This window comes from Nocardia sp. NPDC004123 (assembly GCF_053603795.1).
This window is the reverse complement of record NZ_JBSGGG010000001.1, coordinates 288,721-310,499: the sequence shown is the minus strand read 5'-3', so window position 1 is coordinate 310,499 and position 21,779 is coordinate 288,721. Positions and strand designations below refer to the sequence as shown.

Below are 21,779 nucleotides of genomic sequence, written 5' to 3'. Positions count from 1 at the left end.
GTGCGTTTGTTTCAACCGGATGTCCGATTCCGCGCACAACGACCGCCCGGCTGGTGTAAAGACGGCAACTTCCCGTACCCAGCGCGGGCCTGCGCCCCGGCCGACGTAGTGTTTCCCTGTGCGACTGCTCGTAACCGGCGGCGCCGGGTTCATCGGCGCGAACTTCGTTCATCAGACCGTGACTGCGCGTCCCGGTGTGCAAGTCACCGTGCTGGACAAACTCACCTATGCGGGCAACCGCGCCTCACTCGACCCGGTCGCGGACCGAATCGAGTTCGTGCACGGCGACATCGCCGACACCGCGCTGGTGGATCGCCTGGTGGGCGGCGTGGACGCGGTGGTGCATTTCGCCGCCGAATCGCACAACGACAATTCGCTGGCCGACCCGTGGCCGTTTGTCCAGACCAATATCGTCGGCACCTATTCGCTGCTCCAGGCGGTGCGCCGCCATCAGGTGCGCTATCACCACATCTCCACCGACGAGGTGTACGGCGATCTGGAACTCGACGACCCCTCGGCATTCGGCGAGAACACCCCCTACAACCCGTCGAGTCCGTACTCGGCCAGCAAGGCCTCCAGTGACATGCTGGTCCGCGCCTGGGTGCGGTCGTTCGGGGTGCGGGCCACAATCTCCAACTGCTCCAACAACTATGGGCCCTACCAGCACGTGGAGAAGTTCATCCCGCGCCAGATCACCAATCTCATCGACGGTATCCGCCCCCGCCTCTACGGCGCGGGTCACCAGGTGCGCGACTGGATCCACGTGGACGACCACAACAGCGCGGTCTGGGAAATCCTGGAGCGCGGGCGCATCGGCCAGACCTATCTGATCGGCGCGGACGGCGAACGGGACAACAAATCCGTGGTGGAGCTGATCCTGGAGGCATTCGGCCGTGCCCCGGACGATTTCGATCATGTCACCGACCGTCCCGGCCACGATCTGCGCTACGCCATCGACGCCTCCCTGCTGCGCACCGAACTCTGCTGGGAGCCGCGATACCACGATTTCCGCCAGGGCCTGGCGGCCACCATCGACTGGTACCGCGACAACGAATCCTGGTGGCGCCCACAGAAAGCCGCGACCGAATCCGCCTATGTCGCTGCGGGTGAAAAGGTCATCTAGCCGCTGAGGGCGGCGGACCGGGCCCAGTCCTGCCGGTAGTCGGCCCAATCCTGTTGAGTGGCCGCGAAATCCACGTAGAGCGCGACCCCGAATGTCCGGCGGTCGCGCGCGGTGCGGCCCAGACCCAGGCGCACCCCGCGCAGCGCGGCGGCGACGGTTTCGGCCGCACCGTGATGGGCCGCGTTCTCCGCCCGGAAAGCGGGCAGTCCCATGAGCAGATCCGTGCTCGGCGGTGTGACCTGCAGGGCCAGACCGGTCTGCTGCGCGACATATCCGCCGTACAGGGCGCGGGTCGGCATGGCGGTGTCATAGGACATCACGGCGATTTGATCCACGCGCCGGGCCACCTCCGCGAAATAGGCTTGCGACCACCATTTCCCGTGATCGAACAAGGCCACGCCGAGCGAATGCAATCCGGGTAGCGGATCGATAACCGGAGCGGAGACCGACAGCAGCGCGTGCCGGGCCGAAGTGACGGCGCGGACCCGATCCAGGATGGTGATATAGCCGTTCGATCCCGAGCGCACCGGTTCGAAATCGAAGTGAATACCGTCGAATCCGAGATCGAGTACCTGCGACGATGTCGTGACGACATGATCGCGAGTCCCCGGATCATCGGTATTCAGACCGTCGAATTCGGGAGTGAGCACATCTCCGAGCCACGCCTGTACGCGAATTCCGGGCAGCGACCGATGCACGGCCTCGAGGAACCAGCGGGCCTGTGGATAGAGCTGGGGAGACAGCGTGCCGTCATTGTCGAGCGGCCCGGTATACACGTAGAGATCCTTGATTCCGGTCCCGGCCAGCAGAATTCCCAGCTGGGCGATATCGGCGTCGGATTTACGGCCGTCGACCCAGGCGTGCCCCAGCCAGACGGCGTCGTGGCCGCGGGTGCGGGCATCGCCGCGCAGGGTGCCGGCGTCCTGCAGGCGCAGGAACACTGCGGCCGCCGCAACGGGAGTCAGCAGGATGGCGACAATGATCAGCAACACCACGGCAATTCGCCGCGCCCGTGACCATCGACGCCATCGGACTCCCCAGCGGGTCATCCCCAGACGATAGTCGAATACTTGATCACCGCGGCGATGAGCGCGACCGAGGTGGCCGCCACCACCGTGATCGCCACGCCGCGCACCGGGACCCGGCCCGCGGCGTCGGTGAGCCGCAGCGGCATCCAGCGCAGCACCACCGCCAGGCCCAGCACCGCGAGTGGCACGAAGTAGCGGCCCTGCACTCCGTCGATGATGAAGTAACCGACCGGTGTGAAAGACATGTACAGCGTCACGTAGATCATGGCCACGCTGGCCGCGATGGTCAGCAGCACCAGCCAGGTGCGCGTGCGGTCCGCGCCGCGCGCCGGGAAGCGTTCGGCCGCACCGATGCTCATGGTGAAGGCCAGCAGGCTCGCCAGGATGGTGAGCGCGGGCACCTCGACGTAGGAGAAGCCGAGCTCGCCGAAGAACTGGGTGAACCAGTGCTGGTCGCGGCGGGCGATGCTGTCGCCGAATATCCGCAGGAAGTGCAACGGGTCGGTGAGGATGCCGTGCAGCTGGTCGCCCGGACGCACAGTGCCCCACTGCTTCTCGGGCCGCATCAGGCTCATGCCGTCACCGGTCGGGGCGGCGATCTTCATCCACACCGCGAACGCGATCGCGCCGACGCCCGCGGCCGCCCACGGCAGCACCCGCTGCCACACGGCGATCCGCTCGGTGCCGCCGAAGCCGAAGCGGCGCACCGGGATCAGCACGGTGAGCATGGCGATCAGGACGTAGGTCGGCTTGCACACCGGCAGCAGCACGGTGGTGGCCAGCGCGGCCACCGTCTCCGGCCGGGTCAGCCGCTCGCCGAGGAACAGGCCCTTCACCACCAGCGCCGACACCAGCAGGGCCAGCGCATTGGTGACGGTGTCCGCGGTGACGGTCCCGGCCTGGAACAGCGCGATGGGCAGCACCGCGACGGTGAAGGCCAGCCACTGCACGCGGTGGCCGCGCAGCGCGCGCAGCGCGAAACCGACGATCACCAGGTAGGCGACCAGCCCCGCCCAGCGGGTGGCCAGCACCATGCCGCCGACACTGAGGTCGAAGGTCTCGGCGATGCGGATGCCAGCGGCGGGCGGCAGGTACGGAACCGGGGAGTAGGCAGCGGTATTGGTGAACCACACCTGCTTGGTCCGATCGGAGACCGCGGCCCCGCCCAGCTGGTCGTAGACGTGCGGATCCTGGACCATGGGCTCCGGCTCGTCCGGGTTGTCCTGATAGTCGTTGAAGGCGTAGCTCATCAGCGCGTCGATGCTGACCGGCACGTCGCCGCCCCACGCCGGCCCGCGATCGTCGTGGATCTTCTCGGGCAGGAAGCCGCCGTGCGCGACCTGGTAGGCCCGGCCGAACTGGGTGATCTCGTCGTGGCCCCAGAACGGGGGCGTCAGCACCGACCACACCGCACCGAAAATGCCGGCGATCAGCACGAAAACCACGGCGGCCGAACCGAACCGCCGCTCGATGCCGATCACCGCGCGCCGCAGCCCGGCCGTCTTCGGCGCGGGAGCGGCCGAGGCCGATGCCGGGGCTGGGATGGTCGTGCTGTCGTTCACTTCGGTTACCACGGTGTCCGATTCTGCTTTGCCGTCGGGATTCTGCCCGGCAAGCCGCACCGTCATCGCAGCGAACCGCCCGGCCGGGCATCGGGGCCGGTCTCGCCGACCGCCGAATAACGCAGGTACATCAGGCGGGCGGCCTCGTGCCGGGAGCGGCGGATGCCGTCCAGGATCAGGCCGGCGGTCCAGGCCAGGCTGCCGAGCAGCAGCAGCGTGAAGCCCAGGAACAGCGTCGGGAACCGCGGGACCTGGTGAATCTGATAGAACTCGATCACGATCGGCGTGATGAGGATGACCGAGATGATCCAGGCCAGCGTGCCGAACAGGCCGTAGAAGGCGACCGGCCGCTCGTGCCGGGCCAGGCCGATGATCAGGCGCAGGATCTTGAAGCCGTCGCTGTAGGTGCGCAGCTTGGACTCGCTGCCCGCGGGCCGATCACGGAATCCGACCGGAACCGCGGTCTGCGGGACCCCCAGGTGCTGCGAGTGCACGGTCAGCTCGGTCTCGATCTCGAACTCCCGCGACACTGCCGGGAACGACTTCACGAATCGGCGCGAGAAGACCCGGTAGCCGCTGAGCATGTCCTCGACGTTCTCGCCGAAGACCTTGCCCACCACGCCATTGAGGATCTTGTTGCCGGTCTCGTGCCCGGCCCGGTACGCCGAACCGGCCTCGACCTCGCGGCGCACACCCAGCACGTGGTCGTACGGGCCCGCCAGCAGGGTGCGGATCATCTCGGGGGCCGCGGCGGCGTCGTAGGTGTCGTCGCCGTCGACCATCAGGTACACATCGGCCTCGATGTCGGCGAAGGCCCGCCGCACCACATTGCCCTTGCCCTTGCGGTTCTCGGTCCGCACGATCGCCCCGGCCGCGCGCGCCTTGTCGGCGGTGGCGTCCGTGCTCAGGTTGTCGTAGACGTAGACGACTATGCCCGGGACGGCGGCCTTGAGGTCGGTGACGACCTTCGCGACGGCGGCCTCTTCGTTGTGGCACGGCACAATGGCGGCAATACGAAGCTCGGTGGAGTCCACCCGGTCAATCCTCTGATCGGAGGCGAATATGAACACCGGGAGGGTACCCGACCTTCACAGGTATAGGGGTGCGGCGGGTTGCGGTACCGTCGGCCGGTGCCTGCGAACGAGTCCACGGCGGTGGATGAACCCACCCCGAATGCCTCTCTGACCGGCAAGGTCCGGGCCCTGCTGCAGCGGGGCGGGGCATTTCTGGTGGTCGGCGCGATCGGCTTCGTGGTCGATGCGGGCACCTACAACCTGCTGGTCTTCGCCGGCGGCGAGGGCCCGCTGTTCCACGCCCCGCTGGTCGCCAAGATCATCTCCATCGGGGTGGCCACGGTGGTCACCTATTTCGGCAACAAGTGGTGGACCTACTCCGACCACCGGGGCGATACCGGGGCGCGGCACATCCTCGTCTACGCGCTGCTGAATGTGTTGGCCATCGGCCTGCAGCTGGGGTGTCTCGGATTTTCACGCTACGTTCTCGGACTGGACAGTCCGTTGGCGGACAACGTTTCCGGGACGCTCATCGGACAAGCCGTCGCCATGGGTTTCCGATTCTGGGCCTATGGCACATTCGTCTTCACCAAGCCCGCTTCGGGACCGAATGGCGCTTGATCGCCGAAGGGTTCGCGGCCCGGCTCGATTCTGGACTGCGGCTGGAATAGACCTCCGCCTTGGAGCGGGGGAGCGAAGCCGAGGAGCGGAGGAGGGAAGAATCGAGCTGCAGGGCCGCGAACAGCCGGAGCGCAGCGGAGGCCAATAGGCACTGATATTCTCGCCCCGCCGAGCAAGACAGTGACAGTGGCGGTGCGACCACGTCGGATGAGCCGGTGTCTTAAGTATTCAAAGGATGTCGAGGGATTCATGGATGCGTCGGCTGGGCAGGCCGTGACCGAAACCGAGGACCGGGAGAACGCTGAGGAGGCCCCCACCACCCTGCGCGCGGCACAGACCGCGCCGGAGCGGCTGGTGCTGGCCCGCGGCATCTTCTGCGGACCCGCGCCGAAGATCAGCGACGACCTGTACGCGGTGGCCAAGGGCAAGGTCACCCGCGAGCGGCAGACGCTACGCCTGGAAAAGGGTGCGTCGGTCAACACCAACACCTACTTCGGGCGCTTCGCCGCCGCCTACTGGCAGCGCTGGACCAAGGTCACCGAGGTCGAGGTGGGCATGACCCTCGAGGCGACCGGCAAGGTACGGATCCGGCTGGCCGCCTCCGATATCGCCGGGCACCGCCGGGTGGTCGACACCGCGGTGGTCAAGGAGACCGGCCGGGTGGTGCTGCGCGCACCGCTGGACATGTACATCGACGGCGGCGCGCTGTGGCTGGAGATCGAGGCCCTCGGCGGCGAGGCCGTGATCACCGATCTGGAGTGGACCGCGGCCGCGCCCGGGCAGCTGCGCCCGGTGGCCATCGCCATCTGCACCTTCAACCGCGCCCCGGACTGCGCCGCTACCGTTGCGGCCCTGGCTTCCGATCCCACGGTGCTGTCGCTCATCGACGCCGTCTACGTGGTCGACCAGGGCACCGACCTGGTGCAGGACCAGACGCTGTTCACCGAGACCCGGCCGAAGTTCGGCGACAAGCTGCGCTACATCCGGCAGCCGAATCTCGGTGGCGCGGGCGGCTTCACGCGCGGCCTCTACGAGGTGTCGGGCGCCAACGAGCACGCCGACGTCATCCTCATGGACGACGACATCCTGTGCGAGCCGGAAACGGTGCTGCGGCTCAACGCCTTCGCCAACCTGACCGTGGAACCCACCCTGGTGGGCGCGCAGATGCTGTTCCTGTTCAACCCCGACTACCTGAATGTCGGTGCGGAGGAGACGAATCTGGGCAAGCTGCGCCACGGCCAGAAGGTGGCCAAGGCGCTGCGCAACACCAGCATGCTCAAGAAGCACCAGGAACGCCGCGTGGACGCCGGCTACCAGGCCTGGTGGACCTGCCTGATCCCGGCCGAGGTGGTCAAGAAGATCGGGCTGCCGGTGCCGATCTTCTTCCAGTGGGACGACGTGGAATACGGCCTGCGTGCGCGGGAGAACGGTTTCGTCACCGTCACCCTGCCCAATGCCGCGGTCTGGCACGCCGACTTCTACTGGAAGGACTTCGACGACTGGGCGCGCTACTTCTCCTCGCGCAACTCGCTCATCGTGTCCTCGCTGCACCACGACCTGGACGGGAAATCCATTACCCGCCAGCTGCTCCGGGAGATCGGTGAGTACCTGGTCGGCATGCAGTACGGCCTGGCGCACACCACCCTGCAGGGCATCGAGGACTACCTGCGGGGTCCGGAGATCTTGCGCGACGGCGGTATCGAGGCGCTGGCCAAGGCCCGCGGCTCGCGCTCGGACTACCCGGAGACGGTCAAGCATCCGGCCGCCACCTCCCCGGTCCCGAACGCGCACCTGCACGTTCGCCGCGCCGGCGGCGAGCCGAGCCACCCGCTGCTGGTGCTCTACAAGCGCGCCCTCAGCCAGTGGACCGGCCGGGTCATCCCCGGCCCGGTCGCGGTCACCCGCGAGGACGCGCACTGGTGGCACGTCGGCCTGTTCAACCACGTGGTCGTCACCGACGCCTCCCAGTCCGGCGTCCGGGTCCGCGTGCGCGACAAGGAAACCGCCCGCCGCCTGCTGCTCCGCACCGTCCGCGTGCTCCGGCAGCTCCGCAAGGACCTCCCCGACCTGCAACGCCGCTGGCGAGCCGCCATGCCGGAACTCACCAGCCGCGAGAACTGGGAACGCCTCTACGGAATCGACTAGCGGTCAGGATATTCGCCTGACCATGGCCCGGGACCCCATGTCCCGGGCCATGTTTCGTCTCAGCGCCGGTCGGGCTGCTCCGGACCGCCACCCTCGGAGGCCGTCCAGCCGATCACCACCCGATGCTGGACGAGCTGCGCTGCGAAGGCCGGATTCACCGGATCCACCAGCAGCGACACCACATCCACCGCCGCCGCCTCGGGCGGCTGCGCCTGCGACATATCGGTGAACCACGGCCGCGAGGCCTCGGTATCCACCAAACCCGGACAGGCCGCGCCGGTGAAGACATCGCGCCCGGCCGCGCGGGCGAAGATCCGGACGGCGGCGACCTGGCCGATCTTGGACGGGTAGTTGACGGACTCCGGCCAGCCGGCCGTGCGGGCCTTGCCGTTCTCGACCAGCTCGGCGTACTCGCGCATGACTCGGTCGAGGTCGTCGAGGGTCATGACGTCGGTGTCGAACAGGTGGTGCAGGCTCGGATCCAGATAGCGCAGGCTGCCGAAAGCGCTCGCCACGACCAGGAATCGGCCGCCGGGCCGCAGCAGCGGTCCGAACTCACGGATCATGCGGGTGGCGCCGAGATTATTGGTGTTCACGAACTCGCGAATCGTCTCGGCGTCACTGCGTTCCGCGGTGCGCCGCGCCGCCGCGTTGGACACCACGATGTCGATTCCGCCGTGCCGTTCCCGGACCAGCCGGGCCGCGGCCGCCACACTCTCGTCATCGCCGACATCCAGCACCAGCGGCGCCGCACCGGGAATCCCGGCCGCCGCCTCCGCGACCCGCTCGGCGTTGCGTCCGGTGACATAGATGGTGGATCCGGCCCCGAGCCGCTCGGCCAGCAGGGCCGCGACGGCCCGTCCCAGCCCTTGGTTCGCACCTGTTACGAGGGCAATGCTCATGCGTCCGGTCAACCACGCACGACCGCGCGTATTCCCTTGTGTGCCAGCCGACCTCGGCTGAGCTCGCGCAGCCGAGGCCGCCGATCCGGGTCAGAGGAACAGGTCTGTGGTGAGCGGGCCGTCGCCGGGCACCACCCGGTACTTGTCGAGATCGGTGATGCCGTGTGCCGCAAGGACTTCGTCGTCGATGAAGAAGTTGCCGGTGGTGTCCTTGGCGGGCGAGGTGAGCACCAGGTAGGCGGCGTCGGCGTAGATGTCCGGTGTGCGGGAGGTGGCGACCATCTCCGCGCCGCCGAGCAGGTTCTGCACCGCCGCGGTGGCAATGGTGGTGCGCGGCCACAGCGAGTTCACGCCGATCCCGTACTTGCGCAATTCCTCGCTCAAACCCAGTGTGGTGAGCGACATTCCGTACTTGGCGATGGTGTAGCCCAGCGCCGTGCCCGCCCACTTCGGATCCAGGTTCAGTGGCGGCGACAGGGTGAGAATGTGCGGATTGCGACCGGCCTCGGCGGATTCCCGCAGCGCCGGGATGCTGAGCTTGGACAGCAGGAAACTGCCGCGGCAGTTGATGTCCTGCATGAGGTCGTACTTCTTCATCGGCAGGGATTCGGTGGGGGACAGATCGATGGCCGAGGCATTGTTCACCACCATGTCGATGCCGCCGAAGCGCGCGACGGTCTGCTGGACCGCGTCCGCCACCGCCTCGTCGTCGCGCACATCGCCGAGGTACTTCAGCACGGTGCCGCCCGCCTGCTCCAGCTCGGCCGCCGCGGTATGAATGGTGCCGGGCAATTTCGGATGTGGCGCATCGGTTTTCGCGATGATGGTGATGTTCGCGCCGTCGGCCGCCGCCCGCTTGGCGATCTCCAGCCCGATGCCGCGGCTGCCGCCCGACATGATCATCGTCCGGCCCGCCAGCTGCTTCGATGCGTCGGTCATGGTCCGCTCCCGTCTGCTTTGTATCGCCCCCGGGTTCGATCATCCGCGTCTCGGAGGCCGAGTGGGGCGGAAATTCTCCCAACTCGAACAGTAGGTGAGAAATGAGCTATATGCAACAAGGTGCATATAGGTAGCGCTGGCACCACCTCCGTCGCGGTACCGGGCGCGACCTCGATCGGGGTGCGCGGGGCATGGGCCGCCGACCCCTGCGTTCCTAGGCTCGAACCGGCCGGAGAACCCGGCCTGAACAGGAGGAATGTCGTCCATGAGCGCATTGCGGCGGCCGCCCGGCCGAGTCGTACTGGCCGGTTTCGGAGTGCTGGCGGTACTGGCGGCCCAGGCGTGCGGCACCGAATCCGGACGCGGTGAGCCGGCGCGCAAGGAGCTGTACCGCACCGTCACGCAGGCCCTCGACACCGTGATCCGTAGCGGCTTCCCGGGCGCGCAGGTCGTCATCGACGGCCCCGCCGGCCATCACGTCCTCACCGCGGGCACGGGCGACCTGGGGACCGGCGCACCCATCCCCGACAATGCCCGGGTCCGGATCGGCAGCAATACCAAGACCTTCGTCGCCACCGTGGTGCTGCAACTGGCCGGCGAGGGCCAGGTCGAACTGGACGCTCCGATCGAGCGCTACCTGCCGGGCGTGGTGCGCGGCAATGGCAATGACGGCAACCGCGTCACGGTCCGCCAGCTGCTGCAGCACACCAGCGGCCTGCCCGACTACCTGGCGGGCGGCCGACCCGAGCCGACCCCCGTGCCCGGCTCCGCGCAGCTGGCGGCCGACACCGAGAGAATCCGCTGGGGCCATTACGAACCCGCGGACCTGGTGCGCATCGCCATGTCCATGCCGCCGCGCTTCGAGCCCGGCGCGCGTTCGGTCTACACCAACACCAACTACATCGTGCTGGGCCTGCTGATCGAAAAGGTCACCGGCCGCCCGGCGGCCACCGAGATCGGCAGCCGCATCCTGGAACCGCTGGGTCTGCGCGACACCTACTTCCCGGACGCGCGGGAGACCGGTATCCGGGGCCCGCATGCGCGGGGGTATCAGGAAACCGACGGCAAGCGTATCGATTTCACCGATCTGGACCCGTCCTGGGCCGGCACCGCGGGCGCGATGGTCGCCACCCCCGCCGACCTGAACCGATTCTTCACCGCGCTGCTCGCCGGGAAACTGCTGCCCGCGGCCCTCCTGGACGAGATGAAACAGACCCTCCCCTGGGACCGCGGCGAACCCGGTTCCGGCTACGGACTCGGCCTGATCCACCACCCGGTCTCCTGCGGCACACAGGTGTGGGGCCACGGCGGCAGCATCCCCGGCTTCGGGACCCGCAACGGCGTGGCCGCCGACGGCACCGCCGTCGTGGTGACCGTCAATCAGCTCGCGGCCGATGAGGCCGACGACGACGCGGTGTCGAAGCTGTTCGATGCCGCCATCTGTTCACGATGAGGAGACCATTCGTGCTTCGACATACAGTGGCCTGGGCCCGAAATGTTGCGGTGGCCATCGCGGTCACCGGACTCGTCGGCGCGGTCGCCTGCACGACGACCGCCGTCACCGATCGCGCCACCGCGGCCGAGCCCTTGGACAGCTTCTACCACCAGACGCTCACCTGGAAGTCCTGTGATGCGCCGGGCCTGGACGACGTGGGCGCGCAGTGTGCCGATGTCACCGTGCCGCTGAATTACGCCGAGCCGCAAGGCCGCACGATCACCGTCGCCATCTCGCGCATCCCCGCCACCGACCCGGCCCAGCGGCGTGGTGTCATATTGTCCAACCCGGGCGGTCCCGGCGGTGCGGGCCTGGATTACTTCGTGGAGACGAGCAAGGCCCTGACCCCCGGGGTCCGCGCCCGCTACGACCTGATCGGAATGGACCCGCGCGGTGTCGGCCGCTCCTCGGCGGTGAACTGCCACTGGCCGCACGGGTTCGGCTTGCAGTTCGCCGGTATCGATGCCAAGGGGTTCGCCGAATCCGTCGCCGACCAAGCCGATCTGGCGGCCCGCTGCGCCACGGCGGAAGGAGATCGCCTGCCGCACTTCACGACTCGCAATACCGCTCGGGACATGGACGTGATCCGGACGGTGCTCGGCGAAACCAAGATCAGCTATGTGGGCACCTCCTACGGCACCTACCTGGGTGCGGTGTACATGCAGATGTTCCCGGAACGTTCCGATCGCATGGTGCTGGACGGCAGCGTGGACCCGGACCGCTACGGCGCGGTCGGCATGGTGCAGGACATGGGCTCACCGAACGAGGCCGCGCTCGATGCCTGGGCGGCCTGGACCGCACAGCGCGACGACGAATACCACCTCGGCACCACCGGTGCGGCCGTGCGTGGCCTGGTCGAGCGGCTGATCGAACACGCTGCCGCCCACCCGATCCGGATCGGCGACTACGACCTCGACGCGCATTCCCTGCCATTGGTGCTGTACATCGCCTTCAATTCACCGCACGACTACGGTCTTGCCGCGCAACAGGTCCGGGAGCTGGCCGACGCCGCCGATGGGAAACCGGCGCGGCCGGACGAGGATCTGGCGGGCAAGCTGGCCATGATGCTGCGCGCGCAGCCGCGCGACATGTCACCCCAGATGGCCATCCTCTGCGGTGATGTCGGCGCACCCCGCGACCCCGACTGGTACCGGCGCAATATCGAAGCCTCCCGCGCCACCCAGCCGGTCTTCGGCGCGATGGCGAACAACATCACGCCGTGCGCGTTCTGGGCCCCGCCCGCCGAATCCCCCACCGCGCTGGGCAATTCGGTGCCGAACCTGATCATCCAGGCCACCGGCGACACCCGCACCAACTACGGCGGTGCGCTCGCCATGCACCGGGCGCTCACCGGTTCTCGCATGGTCACGTTGCAGGACGTCGCCATCCACTCGATCCTCGGCCGCTACCCGAATTCCTGCGTGTACGACGCGGTGAACACCTATTTGGCCGACGGCACCCTGCCCGCCGCCGATCTCACCTGTCGTGACTACTGATCATCCGGCATTCAGATAGGCGAGGACGGCCAGCACCCGCCGGTGGCCCACCTCGTCGGCGAACAACCCCAGCTTGGCGAAGATGCTCCGAATGTGTTTGAGCACAGCACCTTCGGTGACCACGAGACGCTCGGCAATGGTGGCATTGTCGAGCCCCTCGGCCATGAGTGCCAGCACCTCGCGTTCGCGCGGGGTCAGCGCGGCCAGTGGATCGTCGGTCTTGCGCCGCACCAGCAGTTGCGAGATCACCTCCGGATCCATGGCGGTCCCGCCCTCGGCGACCCGCCGCAGCGAATCCAGGAACCGATCCACCTTCCCGACCCGCTCCTTGAGCAGGTATCCGATCCCGCCGGCGCCATCGCCGAGCAGTTCGGCGGCATAGCTGTCCTCGACCCAGGCCGAGAGCACCAGCACCGGCAGGCCGGGGTGAATCTCGCGGGCCCGCACCGCGGCTCGCAATCCGTCATCGGTGAAGGTGGGCGGCAGCCGCACATCCACGACCACGGCATCGGGCCGATCGGCGGTCACCACCGCGAGAAAATCGTCCGCGTTGTCGACCGCGGCGGCCACCTCGATCCCCGCCGTCTGCAACAGCAGCGCCAGCCCCTCCCGCAGCAGGGCATCATCCTCGGCGATCACAACCCGCACGGCAGCTCCACCCGCACCACGGTAGGTCCACCCGCCGGACTGCTGAGCACCATCCGTCCGTCCAGCGCCTCGGCCCGCCGCCGGATCCCGGCCAGCCCGCCGCCCTCGGTCTCCCGCGCCCCGCCGACCCCGTCATCCAGGACCTCGACGGTCAGCAGCCCGGCATCGCCTCCGAGGCAAACCCGAAGATGTTCGGCACCAGAATGTTTGGTTGCATTGGTGATCGTCTCGGAGATGACGAAATACGCGGCCGCCTCGACGGCCGCGGGCCAGCGGGGCCCTGATCTGCTCGAATCCGGTACTTCGGTCGTGCCCGGACGCAGCGCGACGGTACCGCCGAGAGCGAGTTCGACCGGAATCGGGGAGCGCGCGGCCAGCGCCGAAATCGCGCTCGCCAGACCACGATCCGCGAGCACCGGCGGATACACGGTCCGCACCACATCTCGGAGTTCGGCCAACGCGGCCTCGGCCGTGTCCTGCGCCTTGCGGACCAGGTCGGACGATGCGGCCGGATCCCGTTCGCGCAGCTGGTCGGCCAGCCCGAGCTGCATGATGACCGCCGCGATCCGCGCCTGCGCGCCATCGTGCAGATCCCGTTCGATGCGCCGCAGTTCCGCCCCGTGCGCGTCGAGCGCGGCGGCCCGGGTGGCGGTCAACTCCGCCACCCGCACCGCGAGCTCGGTGCCCGGCGCCGGACCGAGCAGTGTCCGTGCCATTAGCGCCTGCCACCGGGCCACCGTGGGCAGCCGGAGCGTCAGGGCCGCCAAGGGAATCGCGATGAGGGCGCTGAGCCCGGCCAGCGGCCAGGAATCGACCACGAAGCCGAAGCTGTCGACGGTGCCCGGCGGCACGATCTGCCAGTACACCGGAATCGCCAGCTGATTCAGCACACCCGCCGGCAGTCCGATCGAGAACAGCGCCACCACCATGCCGGGCACCCCGTGCACACACAGCCACGCGATATCCCGGCCGTTCGCCGGATCCCGGAAGGCGCCGGCCAGCCGTTGCCGCAGCCCGCCGGACATCGGCCGATAGGCCACCACGATCGGCGCGCCCAGCCGCTTGCCCGCCCGCCGCCGTTCGAACTCGGTCAGCGGGCGGATCAGCCGCAGATATTCGGGAATCGCCGGAATGCCCACCCCGCCGAGGCTGGTGGCTGCCACCACGAACAAACCGACCGTGGCGAACGTGGCCGCCACGCCGGTAGCGCCGCCGACCAGCAGATAGCCGATGCTCCCCGGCAGCACCCGCAGCCGACCCGCGACCCACCGCCGCACGGCCACCGGGCCGCGCTCCGGCATGGGGTCGGCACTCATGCCACCAACCTACTGATCCGGTCAGCGCTGCTTGCCGCCACGCTCCTTGTACAGGCGGCGCTGGTCCTTGTTGATCTGCTTCCAGACCTTCGCCCGCTCGGCGCGCATGCGCGCGTCGCTGCGGGCGGCCAGCCATTCGTTCTCGCGGCTCAGCTTGCGGTAGCTGTCCAGACGACGCCGGGGGAGCGCGCCGGATTCGATGGCTGCCAGCACCGCGCACCCCGGCTCGCTCTCGTGCGAGCAGTCGGTGAAACGGCATTGCCCGGACAGGGATTCGATATCGCTGAAGGTCCGCCCGAGCCCTTCGGCGGCATCCCAGAGCCCGACCGACCGCAACCCCGGGGTATCGATGAGGGTGCCGCCGCCGGGCAGTGGCCGCAGTTCGCGGTGCACGGTGGTGTGGCGGCCGCGCTTGTCGCCCTCGCGCACCGCGCTGGTGGCGAAGACTTCCGCACCGAGCAGCGCGTTGGCGAGGGTGGATTTGCCCGCGCCCGAGGGCCCGATCAATGCCACCGTGCCGGAGAGCAGCGAGCTCAGCATATCCATGCCGACACCACCGGTGGCGCTGACCGCCACCACGGTGACGCCCGGCGCGGCGGCTCGGACGTCCTCGATCGGAATATCGTGCGCCAGATCGGCTTTGGTGAGCACCACGGCGGGCTGGGCGCCGGATTCCCAGGCCAGCGCGAGCAGCCGCTCGATGCGCCCGAGATCGACATCCCCGTCGCCGGCGGTGCACACCAGCACGGTGTCCATATTCGCGGCCAGCACCTGATCGGCCGATTTGGCGCGGGCATCGGGCTGCCCGGACACGGCGGCCCGGACGATGGCGGTGCGGCGCGGCAGCAGGGCCCGCACCGTGCGCCCGGCGTCGATCGCCACCCAGTCGCCGGTGCAGAGCCCGCTGATCTCGGAATCCGAGCGGGGGAGCCGGGCCCGCACCACCGCGGCCGTCAGGCGGCTCTGGTAGTCGGCGGTGGGAAGGGGTGCGGCGATATCGCATTCACTGCGATCCATACGGATCAGGCGGGCCGGAATCAGATCGTCACCCAGCAGCGGCCGGTAGTCGGCGGCGAGGGTGGTGTTCCAGCCATAGGGAACGAGCAGGTCGAAATCGACCGAAGCCATGTGTGGAGTCCTTTGACGGGCCGAGCCCGGATCACGGACTCAGCGAGAGGAATTCGAGGTGGATGCGCGTGGGGCGAACGTTCGCCCGAGCACGGCAATCCGCACTGCCGTCGTCACGTAACTCCACCTCCCATCTCTCCTCATGCCGTCACCGTGGTGACCGCGCCGAACAAGAACGGGGACAACCCTGTCAGGCTGTCCCCGTCGGCGCAACGTATTTTTCCGGTCAGGATTTCGGCTTGTCGAACTGCTCGCGGCGGCCCATCCGCTGCAGACGCAGCCACTCCATCAGCCCGGCCGGATCCTTCTGCTGGACCAGGAAGAACCATCCGAAACGGGCGACCTCCTGCGGCAGCAGTTTTCGCATGCCCGGCTGCGCCATCAGGTAGCCGCGGTTGCGGTAGGTGAAGTGCCGCTTGATCGGGTCGTCCGGGTACTGGGTGTGCATGCGCCCGCCCAGGATCGGCTTGAACTCCGCCGACCCGTTCGGGTGCAGGTATGCGGTCTGCAGGCAGGTGCCGAACGGCAGCCCCGAGCGCACCAGCCGCCGGTGCACCTCCACCTCGTCGCCGCGCACGAACAGCCGCAGATCCGGCACGCCGATCTTGTCCACGGCCTCGGCCGAGATCAGCGCCCCGTTGAACAGCGAGGCGATCCCGGGTAGGAAGTCCTCGTCACCCAGCTCCGACCGCAGCCGCCGCCACACCACGCCCCGGCGCAGTGGGAAGGCCAGCCGATCCGGGTCGTCGATATCGGCCACCACCGGCGACACCTCGACCAGCCCGTGCCGCTTGGCGCAATCGAACAGCTTGGCGAGCACGTCCGGTCCCTCGGGGCGGCCGTCGTCATCGGCCAGCCACACCCAGTCCGCGCCCAGGGTCAGCGCGTGCAGCATGCCCAGCGCGAACCCGCCCGCGCCACCCAGATTGTGTTCCGAACCGACATAGGTGGTTTCCATGGGCTGCTGCTTCACCAGCTCGCCGACCTCGGCCTCATTGCCGTTGTCCACCACGATCAGGTGGTCGAGCTGCCGGGTCTGGGTGCCCAGCACCTTCAGCGACTCGGCCAGCTGCTCCCGGCGTTTATGGGTGACCACGATGGCGACGATGCGCGCATCATCGCCGTACACGGGGGTGGACTGTTCACTCATGCGGGATTCCGTTCCGGTTCACGTTCACGTTCCAGATCCCGCAGCACCTGCGCCACGTGATCACCCGCCTCCGGGCCCTCGTAGGCTCGCACGACATCCTCGATGCCGCCCTGCATGCGAATCTGCCCGTGATCGATCCACATCGCGGAATCGCACAGCTGGGCCAGGAATTCATTGGAGTGGCTGGCGAAGACGAGAATGCCCGAGCGCGAGACCAATTCCTGCAGCCGGACCCGGGCCTTCTTCATGAACTCCGCGTCGACCGCGCCGATGCCCTCGTCGAGCAGCAGGATCTCCGGATCGATGGAGGTGACCACGCCCATGGCCAGGCGCACGCGCATACCCGTCGAGTAGGTGCGCAGCGGCATCGCCAGATAGTCACCCAGTTCGGTGAACTCGGCGATCTCGTCGATCTTGGCGAGCATCTGCTTGCGGGTCTGCCCGAGGAACAGGCCGCGAATGACGATGTTGTCGTAGCCGGAGATCTCCGGGTCCATGCCCACGCCGAGATCGAAGACCGGAGCCACCCGCCCGCGGATGCGCGCGCTGCCGCGGGTCGGTTCGTAGATGCCCGAAAGCAGCCGCAGCAATGTGGATTTGCCCGCGCCATTGTGGCCGACCAGGCCCACGCGATCGCCTTCCTTCAGCGACAGCGTGATATCCCGCAGCGCCTCGACGACCACCACATCGGATTGATTGCGCCCGATGGCGCCGCCGGCCGACCCGAGCACCGCCTTCTTCAGCGATCGGGATTTGGCGTCGAAGATCGGGAATTCCACCCACGCGTTCTGGGTCTCGATACTCACATGGTCGGTCATTGAGCCTTCACACCCAGTAGGGGACTCGGGAACGGAACTTCTTCATAGCCAGTATCGCGACTATCCAGCCGACGATGGTGATCGACAGCACCACCACCCAGCTGCGCAGGTGGATCGGGTCGCCCAGCAGGGGCGCGCGCACGATCTCCAGATAGTGGAAGGTGGGGACGAGCTCGGCCAGCTTGGCGCGATCGCTCGCGGCGCCCGACAGCGCCGAGGTCTTCCACATGACCGGGGTGAGGACGAACAGCATGAGCGTGGTGCTGCCCAGGATCGGCGCCAGATCGCGGTAGCGGGTGCTGAAGATGCCGAACACGATCGTCACCCAGATGGCATTGAGGAACAGCAGCAGCAGACCCGGAATCGCGAGCAGGGCCGACCAGTGCAGGTGCCGCCAGATGCTGAAGGCGGCCACCATCACCACGTAGATGATCAGGTTGTGGGCGAAGAAGAGGAACTGCCGCCACACCAGGCGGTACACGTGCACGCTCAGTGCCGACGGCAGCTGCTTGATCAGGCCCTCATTGGCGATGAAGACATCCGAGCCCTCGAGGATGCTGGCATTGATCACATTCCAGACGATCAGGCCGACGGTCACATAGGGCAGATAGGAACTCAGCGACTGCCCGAAGAGGGTGGCGTAGAGGACACCCATCGCCGCCGCCTGCAAACCGGTGGCGATGGTGATCCAGAACGGACCCAGCACCGAGCGCCGGTACCGCTGCTTGATGTCCTGCCAGCCCAGCGCCAGCCACAGTTCACGCTGGGAGAATCCGTCGCGGAAATCCTTGAATGCGCGACCGAAGGACTGGGAGTCCGACACGAGCGGCACCGGTTCATGGTCCGGGCGCACGTCGGTCATCGCCGAGTCGGGGGGAGCAGCAGCAGGCACAGCACCCGACCTTATCTAATTGCCATCGCATTGCGCGCAGAACCTGCCGCCGACGCGGACATCTCGGCGGCAGGGGTGCCCACGGCCACGCCGTCAGAGGTACTGGCCGCCGCCCGAATGCTGCTGCCCGCGGGCGTCGCCGTGGCTCATCCCCGGGGGCAGCGCCTGACGCATCTGCTCGAGCTGGGCGCGCGCGGCCATCTGCTGAGCGAACAGCGCGGTCTGGATGCCGTGGAACAGGCCCTCCAGCCAGCCCACCAGCTGGGCCTGGGCAATGCGCAGTTCCGCGTCGGAGGGGACGGTGTCGTCGGTGAAGGGCAGCGCCAGCCGCTCCAGCTCCTCGCGGAGTTCGGGGGCCAGGCCGGTTTCCAGCTCGCGGATGGAGGTGCGGTGGATCTCGCGCAGCCGGGTGCGGGAGGCGTCGTCCAGCGGTGCGTGCCGGACCTCCTCGAGCAGCTGCTTGATCATCGTGCCGATGCGCATGACCTTCGCGGGCTGCTCCACCATGTCGGCGAGCGACTCCTCTTTGTCGTGCGCGTCGCCCGACTCGCGCGAAAGATCCTCACCGACAACCTGTCCGGTGATCTCCACCGGCTCCCCGCCGATCTGCGCCGCCGCCGGGATGAACAGCGGCTTTCCCTCGGGACCGATCACGACGATGGATTCCGGAACCCCATCCGATTGCGTCATGCCCCCATCCTGCCCAATGCGCACCGAACCTGCCCAGTGCCACCCCAAGTTCGTAACACGCCGAAGATGCGACACGAAGGGACAAGTCGAGATGGTTCGCGGCCGTCTCGATTCTGGACTGCGGCTGGAATAGACCTCCGCCTTGGAGCGGGGGAGCGAAGCGGAGGAGCGGAGGAGGGAAGAATCGAGACCTCGGGGCCGCGAACCCCGCCCCGGAGCGAAGCGGAGAGGCAAAACCAGCACAGCCCGTCCAGTTTGTACGGTAGGCGCTGGTCGTCCTGGTCCTCGTAGGTTGCTTCCCTCCCTACCGTTACCCTGTTGTGCCCTCTCCCTTTAGAGTGGCCACCATGACTTACGACGTCGCAAGGGTGCGGGGCCTCATACCGTCCCTGGGCGACGGCTGGATCCACCTCGACCCGCAAGCGGGCATGCTGGTCCCGGATTCGGTATCCCGGGCCGTCTCAACAGGTTTCCGGACCTCCGCCTTCTCGCACAGCAATCGGCACGGCGCCGCCAAGCGCAGCGCCGCGATCCTGGAGGCCGCGCGCGAGGCCGTCGCCGATCTCGTCGGCGGCGATCCGGCGGGCGTGGTGCTCGGACCCGATCGCGCGGTACTGCTGGCCTGGCTGGCCGAATCGCTGAGCTCCCGGCTGGGTCTGGGCACCGGGATCGTGCTGTCGCGTCTGGATGACGAGGCGAATGTGGCGCCGTGGCTGCGGATAGCGAATCGCTATGGCGCGCACGTGCGCTGGGCGGAAGTGGAGATCGAGACCTGCGAGATGCCGGCCTGGCAGTTCGAGGAGCTCATCGGACCCACCGCCCGGCTGGTGGCGCTGACCGCCGCCTCACCCATCGTCGGCTCCGCGCCCGCGGTGCGGGTGGCCGCGGACCGCGTGCACGAGGTCGGCGGGCTGCTGGTCGCCGACTGCTTCGGCGCCGCGCCCTACGCGCTCCTCGACATCGACGAACTCAATGCCGACGTGATCGCGCTGAGCGCGCCCGCCTGGGGCGGTCCGCAGATCGGCGCGCTGGTCTTCCGCGATCCGGCGTTCCTGGACCGGATCCCGTCCATGTCGCTGAACCCCTACGCCAAGGGCGCGGAACGGCTCGAGGTGGGCGGCCACCAGTACGCCCTGCTGGCCGGCCTCACCACCTCCATCGACTACCTGGCCTCGCTCGACGAGCGCGCCGAGGGCACCCGGCGGGAGCGCCTGGAAATGTCGATCACGTCCCTGCAGGACTATCACGACCATCTCTTCGAGCACCTGATGTCCGTGCTCGACACCATCCCCAACCTGACCGTCATCGGCCGGGCCTCCACCCGCATCCCGACGGTGAGCTTCACCATCTCGGGCACGCAGGCGGAGAAGGTCTCGGCCAAGCTGGCCGACGCCCGCATCGGCACGCTGAGCGGCTCCCACGGCGGCAGCCGCCTGCTCGACGCGCTGGGCGTCAATGACGAAGGCGGCGCCGTGACCATCGGACTCGCGCCCTACACAACGAAATTCGAGATCGACCAGCTGGGCCGCGCACTGGTGGCGCTGGACACCTAGAGCTCGCGAATCTGCAGGATCACCTTGCCGACCGTCTCGGCGGAGTCCAGCAGGCGGTGAGCCTGGGCAGCGTCGGTGACCGGCACCTCCGCCGACACCACCGGCACGACGGTCCCGTCGGAGATGAGCGGCCAGAGGTGGCGGCGCAGCTCGGTGATGATCTCCGACTTCGATCCGCGCCCGGTCTCGGGGCGGCGCCGCAGATTGGTGGCGTGAATCGATCCCCGCTTGCCCAGCAGCGTGCCCAGATTCAATTCCGCGGTGACCCCGCCCTGCATGCCGATCACCACCAGGTGCCCGTCCTCGGCGAGCGCCTGGACATTCCGCTCCAGATACGCCGCGCCCATATTGTCGAGAATGATGTCCGCGCCCGGATATTCACTGTGCAGCGTGGTCACGAAATCGTGCTCGCGGTAATTGATCAGCAGCGTCGCGCCCAATTCCGCGCACCGGTCCAGCTTGTACTGCGAACCCGCCGTGACCGCGACCCGCGCGCCCAGTGCCCGCGCCACCTGGATGGCGTGGGTGCCGATTCCGCTGCCGCCCCCGTGAATCAGCAGCAACTGCCCGCTGTGCAGGCCCGCGGTCATCACCAGGTTGGACCACACGGTGGCCGCCACCTCCGGCAGTGCCGCCGCCGCGGCCACATCCAGTCCCTCCGGCACGGGCAGCAGCTGGGTCGCGGGCGCCACCACCCGCTCGGCGTAGCCGCCGCCGGAGAGCAGCGCGCACACCGGATCGCCGGCCCGCCAATCCCGCACGCCCGGACCGACTTCCGCGACCATCCCGGACACTTCGAGGCCCAGAATCTCGCTGGCTCCCGGCGGCGGCGGATAGAAACCCTGCCGCTGCAGCAGGTCGGCGCGATTCACCCCCGCGGCCACCACATCGATCGCAACCTCGCCCGGTCCGGGCGCGGGCAGGTCGTCCACCTGCGCCCATTTCATGACCTCGGGCCCACCGAAACCGTCGAGCGTCACCGCATACATGAAAACGAGCGTACGGCCGGAGCTCACCGATTACTGTCAGGCCGTCCTCGGCGTGGGCCCAGCATCTTCTCAGCATCGGCCGTCACCGTGGAGTGAACGGATTCGAGAGGAGATTCCATGATCACCACCCTGGCCGTCCTCGGCGGCATGGTCATCCTGGCGGCTATGGCGATGTCCGGATTCATCGCGACCGATGCGCCGCGTGCTCTGGTCCGCGTCCGCAAGCGCTGAACCGGGGCGCGGCGTAAACCCTGATAACGCGGCACGTCCG

The 21,779-nt window shown here is 68.2% G+C and carries 19 protein-coding genes; 6 read left to right on the top strand and 13 right to left on the bottom strand.

What is annotated here, in order from left to right; translation table 11 throughout:
- The first annotated feature begins 118 nt into the window (after positions 1-118).
- Complete coding sequence (gene rfbB / locus ACWEQQ_RS01440; protein ID WP_452346761.1) at positions 119-1,123, top strand: dTDP-glucose 4,6-dehydratase; 1,005 nt, start codon at positions 119-121, stop codon at positions 1,121-1,123.
- On the opposite strand, the gene ACWEQQ_RS01435 is transcribed toward rfbB, so the two are convergent.
- From ACWEQQ_RS01435 to ACWEQQ_RS01425, 3 genes are all read right to left on the bottom strand, one after another.
- Positions 1,120-2,172: a hypothetical protein gene (locus ACWEQQ_RS01435; protein ID WP_452346760.1), complete on the bottom strand. Its 1,053-nt coding sequence runs from the start codon at positions 2,170-2,172 to the stop codon at positions 1,120-1,122. The genes rfbB and ACWEQQ_RS01435 overlap by 4 nt on opposite strands.
- Entirely contained in the window at positions 2,169-3,713 is a 1,545-nt protein-coding gene (locus ACWEQQ_RS01430) for a DUF2142 domain-containing protein (RefSeq protein ID WP_452346759.1), read from the bottom strand. The genes ACWEQQ_RS01435 and ACWEQQ_RS01430 overlap by 4 nt, the downstream gene beginning before the upstream one ends.
- Before the next feature lie 62 nt (positions 3,714-3,775).
- A complete protein-coding gene (locus ACWEQQ_RS01425; RefSeq protein WP_452344433.1) occupies positions 3,776-4,747 on the bottom strand; it encodes a glycosyltransferase in 972 nt (323 codons plus the stop codon).
- A gap of 96 nt (positions 4,748-4,843) precedes the next feature.
- Here ACWEQQ_RS01425 and ACWEQQ_RS01420 point away from each other — a divergent pair, with 96 nt between their 5' ends.
- Together ACWEQQ_RS01420 and ACWEQQ_RS01415 are read left to right on the top strand one after the other, a co-directional pair.
- Positions 4,844-5,347, top strand: a complete 504-nt coding sequence (locus ACWEQQ_RS01420) for a GtrA family protein (RefSeq protein WP_452346758.1) — start codon at positions 4,844-4,846, stop codon at positions 5,345-5,347.
- A gap of 249 nt (positions 5,348-5,596) precedes the next feature.
- Positions 5,597-7,492: a glycosyltransferase gene (locus tag ACWEQQ_RS01415; protein WP_452346757.1), complete on the top strand. Its 1,896-nt coding sequence runs from the start codon at positions 5,597-5,599 to the stop codon at positions 7,490-7,492.
- Between the two features lie 59 nt (positions 7,493-7,551).
- Here the strand turns inward: ACWEQQ_RS01415 and ACWEQQ_RS01410 are convergent, their stop codons facing one another.
- Positions 7,552-8,394 (bottom strand): SDR family NAD(P)-dependent oxidoreductase, encoded by an 843-nt coding sequence (locus ACWEQQ_RS01410; RefSeq protein WP_452346756.1) that lies wholly within the window; start codon positions 8,392-8,394, stop codon positions 7,552-7,554.
- A gap of 90 nt (positions 8,395-8,484) precedes the next feature.
- Positions 8,485-9,333 (bottom strand): SDR family oxidoreductase, encoded by an 849-nt coding sequence (locus ACWEQQ_RS01405; protein WP_452346755.1) that lies wholly within the window; start codon positions 9,331-9,333, stop codon positions 8,485-8,487.
- A 265-nt stretch (positions 9,334-9,598) separates the two neighbouring features.
- On the opposite strand from ACWEQQ_RS01405, the gene ACWEQQ_RS01400 reads away from it, so the two are divergent.
- Both ACWEQQ_RS01400 and ACWEQQ_RS01395 read left to right on the top strand, forming a co-directional pair.
- On the top strand, positions 9,599-10,786 hold the full coding sequence (locus ACWEQQ_RS01400; RefSeq protein WP_452346754.1) for a serine hydrolase domain-containing protein: 1,188 nt from the start codon (positions 9,599-9,601) through the stop codon (positions 10,784-10,786).
- 11 nt (positions 10,787-10,797) lie between these two features.
- The gene (locus ACWEQQ_RS01395) at positions 10,798-12,324 is read left to right on the top strand and encodes an alpha/beta hydrolase (RefSeq protein WP_452346753.1); all 1,527 of its coding nucleotides are present in this window, start codon (positions 10,798-10,800) and stop codon (positions 12,322-12,324) included.
- On the opposite strand, the gene ACWEQQ_RS01390 is transcribed toward ACWEQQ_RS01395, so the two are convergent.
- The 7 genes from ACWEQQ_RS01390 to ACWEQQ_RS01360 form a co-directional block, all read right to left on the bottom strand.
- Positions 12,325-12,972 (bottom strand): response regulator, encoded by a 648-nt coding sequence (locus tag ACWEQQ_RS01390; protein WP_452344440.1) that lies wholly within the window; start codon positions 12,970-12,972, stop codon positions 12,325-12,327. It lies immediately after the preceding gene.
- Positions 12,960-14,288 carry a sensor histidine kinase gene (locus tag ACWEQQ_RS01385; RefSeq protein WP_452346752.1) on the bottom strand — a complete coding sequence of 443 codons (1,329 nt, stop codon included), beginning with the start codon at positions 14,286-14,288 and terminating at the stop codon, positions 12,960-12,962. The genes ACWEQQ_RS01390 and ACWEQQ_RS01385 overlap by 13 nt, the downstream gene beginning before the upstream one ends.
- 21 nt (positions 14,289-14,309) lie before the next feature.
- Positions 14,310-15,416, bottom strand: coding sequence for a ribosome small subunit-dependent GTPase A (rsgA, locus tag ACWEQQ_RS01380; RefSeq protein WP_452346751.1), 1,107 nt, complete (start codon positions 15,414-15,416; stop codon positions 14,310-14,312).
- A gap of 226 nt (positions 15,417-15,642) precedes the next feature.
- Positions 15,643-16,566: a galactofuranosyltransferase GlfT1 gene (glfT1, locus tag ACWEQQ_RS01375; protein WP_452344443.1), complete on the bottom strand. Its 924-nt coding sequence runs from the start codon at positions 16,564-16,566 to the stop codon at positions 15,643-15,645.
- Positions 16,563-17,384, bottom strand: coding sequence for a galactan export ABC transporter ATP-binding subunit Wzt/RfbE (gene wzt / locus ACWEQQ_RS01370; protein ID WP_452344444.1), 822 nt, complete (start codon positions 17,382-17,384; stop codon positions 16,563-16,565). The genes glfT1 and wzt overlap by 4 nt, the downstream gene beginning before the upstream one ends.
- Positions 17,385-17,391: 7 nt before the next feature.
- Positions 17,392-18,246 (bottom strand): galactan export ABC transporter permease subunit Wzm/RfbD, encoded by an 855-nt coding sequence (wzm, locus tag ACWEQQ_RS01365; protein WP_354838645.1) that lies wholly within the window; start codon positions 18,244-18,246, stop codon positions 17,392-17,394.
- Between the two features lie 123 nt (positions 18,247-18,369).
- A complete protein-coding gene (locus ACWEQQ_RS01360; protein WP_452344445.1) occupies positions 18,370-18,966 on the bottom strand; it encodes a bacterial proteasome activator family protein in 597 nt (198 codons plus the stop codon).
- A gap of 347 nt (positions 18,967-19,313) precedes the next feature.
- Here ACWEQQ_RS01360 and ACWEQQ_RS01355 point away from each other — a divergent pair, with 347 nt between their 5' ends.
- Positions 19,314-20,519, top strand: a complete 1,206-nt coding sequence (locus tag ACWEQQ_RS01355) for a cysteine desulfurase-like protein (protein WP_452344446.1) — start codon at positions 19,314-19,316, stop codon at positions 20,517-20,519.
- On the opposite strand, the gene ACWEQQ_RS01350 is transcribed toward ACWEQQ_RS01355, so the two are convergent.
- Complete coding sequence (locus ACWEQQ_RS01350; RefSeq protein WP_452344447.1) at positions 20,516-21,508, bottom strand: NAD(P)H-quinone oxidoreductase; 993 nt, start codon at positions 21,506-21,508, stop codon at positions 20,516-20,518. The genes ACWEQQ_RS01355 and ACWEQQ_RS01350 overlap by 4 nt on opposite strands.
- Positions 21,509-21,779 lie beyond the last annotated feature (271 nt).